4 protein-coding genes and 2 pseudogenes are annotated in these 3,764 nt (G+C 72.2%); 1 reads left to right on the top strand and 5 read right to left on the bottom strand.

Translation table 11 applies throughout. The features are described from left to right. From AB0M20_RS31665 to AB0M20_RS31645, 5 genes and pseudogenes are all read right to left on the bottom strand, one after another. Window positions 1-117, bottom strand: a pseudogene (locus AB0M20_RS31665) (PadR family transcriptional regulator); the annotation flags it as partial. A gap of 79 nt (window positions 118-196) precedes the next feature. After that, entirely contained in the window at window positions 197-1,207 is a 1,011-nt protein-coding gene (dmpG, locus tag AB0M20_RS31660; RefSeq protein WP_364303996.1) for a 4-hydroxy-2-oxovalerate aldolase, read from the bottom strand. Beyond that, window positions 1,204-2,109 carry an acetaldehyde dehydrogenase (acetylating) gene (locus AB0M20_RS31655; RefSeq protein ID WP_364303995.1) on the bottom strand — a complete coding sequence of 302 codons (906 nt, stop codon included), beginning with the start codon at window positions 2,107-2,109 and terminating at the stop codon, window positions 1,204-1,206. The genes dmpG and AB0M20_RS31655 overlap by 4 nt, the downstream gene beginning before the upstream one ends. Then, a complete protein-coding gene (locus AB0M20_RS31650) occupies window positions 2,106-2,867 on the bottom strand; it encodes a fumarylacetoacetate hydrolase family protein (protein WP_364303994.1) in 762 nt (253 codons plus the stop codon). The genes AB0M20_RS31655 and AB0M20_RS31650 overlap by 4 nt, the downstream gene beginning before the upstream one ends. Before the next feature lies 1 nt (window position 2,868). Further along, the gene (locus AB0M20_RS31645; RefSeq protein WP_364303993.1) at window positions 2,869-3,516 is read right to left on the bottom strand and encodes a class II aldolase/adducin family protein; all 648 of its coding nucleotides are present in this window, start codon (window positions 3,514-3,516) and stop codon (window positions 2,869-2,871) included. Window positions 3,517-3,555: 39 nt separating this feature from the next. Between AB0M20_RS31645 and AB0M20_RS31640 the strand changes: the two are divergent. Then, window positions 3,556-3,764 (top strand): annotated as a pseudogene (locus tag AB0M20_RS31640) (dioxygenase); the annotation flags it as partial.

Here is a 3,764-nt window from a genome sequence, read left to right as displayed (position 1 = left end):
CTGGCCGAAGGGCAGCGGTTTGCCGCGGCCGAAGTAGGTGTCGTAGGCGCGCTTGAGGTCGTAACCGTGGCTGGGCTCGCGGTCGAGCAGGCCCAGCAGGGTGAGGGGAACGCTCATGCGAGAGACCCTACACCGAGGGTATACACCGCGTATATACACCGAGTGGAGTACGCGTCAGAAGATGCCGACAGCCGAGTTAAGCCTTCGCCGCGGCGAGCTGCAGGGCGATGTCGATGATCATGTCCTCCTGACCGCCCACGTACCCGTGCTCGCCGACCTTCTGCAGGATCTCGTGGGCGGGCACGCCGTAGCGTTCGGCGGCCCGCTCGGCGTGCAACAGGAAGCTGCTGTAGACCCCGGCGTAACCCTGCACGATCGCCGACCGGTCCATCACCGGCATCCGCGGGATCATCGGCCGCAGCACGTCCTGCGCGGCGGCCAGCACCCCGTTGACGTCCAGCCCGGTCTTGATGCCCAGCCGCTCGAAGGTCGCGGCCAGCACCTCGGTCGGCGCGTTGCCCGCCCCGGCGCCGAGCGCGCACAACGCCCCGTCGACCTGGCGCGCGCCGCCCTGCACGGCCAGGACGCTGTTCGCCACGCCGAGCGAGAGGTTCTGGTGGCCGTGGAAGCCGACCTCGGCCTGGTGGCCGATCTCGTCGAGCAGCGCGCGGACCCGCTCCTGCGCGTCCGAGAGCACCAGCGCGCCCGCGCTGTCGACCACGTAGACGCACTGCGCGCCGGCGTCGACCATGATCCGGGCCTGTGCGGCCAGCTCGGCGGGGCCGACCCGGTGGCTGAGCATCAGGAAGCCGACCGTCTCCATTCCGAGCTCGCGGGCCGCCGCGAAGTGCTGCACCGACACGTCGGCCTCGGTGCAGTGGGTGGCGATACGGGCGACCGAGGCGCCCACGTCGTACGCGTGCCGCAGGTGCTCGGTGGTGCCCACGCCGGGCAGCAGCAGCACCGCGATCCGGGCCCGGACCGCCTCGTCGACCGCGGCCGCGATCAGGTCGAACTCGTCCTCCTTCGAGAAGCCGTAGTTGAAGCTCGACCCGCCCAGCCCGTCGCCGTGCGCGACCTCGATGACGTCGACGTTGCCGGCGTCCAGGGCGTGCACGACCGCCCGCACCTGGGGCGAGGTGAACTGGTGCCGCAACGCGTGCGACCCGTCCCGCAGCGTCGAGTCGGTGAGCCTGACCTCGGTCATGCCGGCACCTCCGCCAGTCGCCGGCCGACCTCGACGGCGGCCGCGGTCATGATGTCCAGGTTCCCGGCGTATTCCGGGAGGTAGTCGCCGTTGCCGCGCACCTCGAGCAGCGTCGCCACCCGGCCCATGCCGCGCCACAGGCCGGTGGGCGGGTCGAACTGCGGGTCGGCCTTGAGCCCGTATCCGGGGACGTATCGCTGCACCGTCGCGACCATCTCGTGGATGCTCCCGGCGATCCGGTCCCGCGCCGAGGACGATTCGAAGACCTCTTCGGCCAGGGAGCAGAACACCGTGTTCCGCATGATCATCGGCGGCTCGACCGGGTTGAGCAGGATGATCGCCTTGCCCTTCGCGGCGCCGCCGACCGCCTCCAGCGCCCGGGCCGTGGTGACGGTGAACTCGTCGATGTTCGCCCGGGTGCCCGGCCCGGCGCTTCGCGACGCGATGGAGGCGACGATCTCGGCGTAGGCCACGTCGACCACCCGGCTCACCGCCGCCACGATCGGCGTGGTGGCCTGGCCGCCGCAGGTGATCATGTTGACGTTCGGCGCGTCGCCGACCGCGTCGAGGTTCACCGGCGGGCACACGTACGGGCCGATCGCCGCCGGGGTCAGGTCGATCGCCCGGATGCCGGCTTCGGCGTACCGCGGCGCGTTCGCCAGGTGGGCGCCGGCGCTGGTCGCCTCGAAGACGATGTCCGGCAACGGATCCCGGGCGAGCAGCCAGTCCACCCCGTCCGCGCTCACCGACAGGCCGAGCCGGGCGGCCCGGGCCAGACCGTCGGACCGCGGGTCCACGCCGACCATCCAGCGCGGCACCACCGCGCCGTCGGTGCGCAACAGCTTCATCATCAGGTCGGTGCCGATGTTGCCGGAGCCGACGATCGCCGCATCGAGGGTCATCCGAACACCGCCGTGGCCGATCCCAGCCGGTCGAAGGATGCGCTGACCGTGTCGCCCGCGGAGACCGGCACCGCCGCGGTCACCGAGCCGGTCAGGATGACGTGCCCGGCCGCGAGGGTCGCACCCCGCGCGGTGAGCGTGTTCGCCAGCCAGGTGGCGGCGTGCAGCGGGGAGCCCAGCACCGCCGCGCCCGCGCCGGTCTGCACGATCCGGCCGTTTTTGCGGAAGACACAGCCGATCAGCGCCGCGTCGAAGGTCAGCGGCAACGGGGTCGCACCCAGCACGAAGGCGCCGCTGGAGGCGTTGTCCGCGATGGTGTCGATCAGGCCGATCCGCCAGTCCGCGATGCGGCTGTCGATGATCTCGATGGCCGGCAGGGCGTGGCGGACCGCGCCGAGCACGTCGGCCACGCTCAGGCCCGGGCCGGCGAGCGGCTTGTCCAGCACGAGCGCGACCTCCGGCTCGGCGCGCGGCTGCCGGAAGCGGCTCGCCGGGATGGGTGCGTCCGCCGGGTACGCCATGTCGTCGAAGAGCACGCCGAAATCCGGCTGGTCGATGCCCAGCTGCTGCTGCATCGGCGCCGAGGTCAGCCCGACCTTCCATCCGACGATCCGGGCGCCCTCGGCCACCCGGCGGCGGGTCTGGATCTGCTGGATCTCGTACGCGTCGTCGACGGACAGCCCGCCGGAGATCGGCGCGATCGGTGTGCCGTCGTATGCGCGTCGCAGATCTTCGGCGATCGCGTCCAGGTCCGCCATGTCAACCAACCTCCGCTAGATGGCGCCAGAGCCGGGGCAGCAACTCCGCCGAAACCGCGCGCCAGGACGCGATCTCCGCGGGAGACAGGCCGCGCCGCTCGGCCGGGGTCAATGCGATCCACGCGCGGCACGCCTGCTCGAGGAGCCACATGCGGGCCACCGCCAGGCCGGGGGAGTCGCCGGTGGTGATGCCGCCGTTGCCGCGCAGCAGCAGCGCCTCGCCCTCGGTGAGGACACCCGCCGCCCGCTCGGCCAGGGCAAGCGTGCGGAGCAGCCGGGCGTCGTCGTGCACCGGCACCGAGGCGCCGAGCCAGCTCGCCTGCCCGTACAGCGGGAACAGGGTCTTTCCGGGCGCCGCGGCCGCGAATGCGGCGGGCGGCTGAGCCCGCGCGATGGCGGCCACGTCCGGGCGCTCGCGATAGACGGCCAGGTGCGCCCACGCCTCGGCGGGTGCGCCGTTCGGTAGCGCGGCCGCATCCCGGGCAACGATGATCAGGCGATCCGGTGCCGCCCGGGCGAGGTCGGCGGCCGGAGTGATGACGAAACCGTCGGCGGTACGCGCGGAGACGTGCCCGAAAGCGGTGACCAGGCCCGATCTCGCGAGCACTCGCGCGGCCTGTGCCACGGCCTCTTGCACATCCACCGTCACGGCCTAAACTGTATGCAGTTTGGCGGGAAAGGGGAAGACATGATCTCCGGTCTGCATCACTACTCGCTGCGGGTGCCCGACCTCGGGGTGGCCGACAGCTTCCTTCGCGACTTCGGTCTGGAGACGGCCGACGCGCAGGGCAGCCTGGTCGCCAGGTGCCCCGGCCGCGGCCAGGACCAGGTGCGCCTGGTGGAGAGCGGGGGTGCGGCCAAACAGCTGCACTACGTCGCGTTCACGGTGCAGCCCGG

The organism is Actinoplanes sp. NPDC051633 (assembly GCF_040681735.1).
Taxonomy (GTDB): Bacteria; Actinomycetota; Actinomycetes; order Mycobacteriales; family Micromonosporaceae; genus Actinoplanes.
This window is presented reverse-complemented; position numbering and strand designations above follow the sequence as displayed.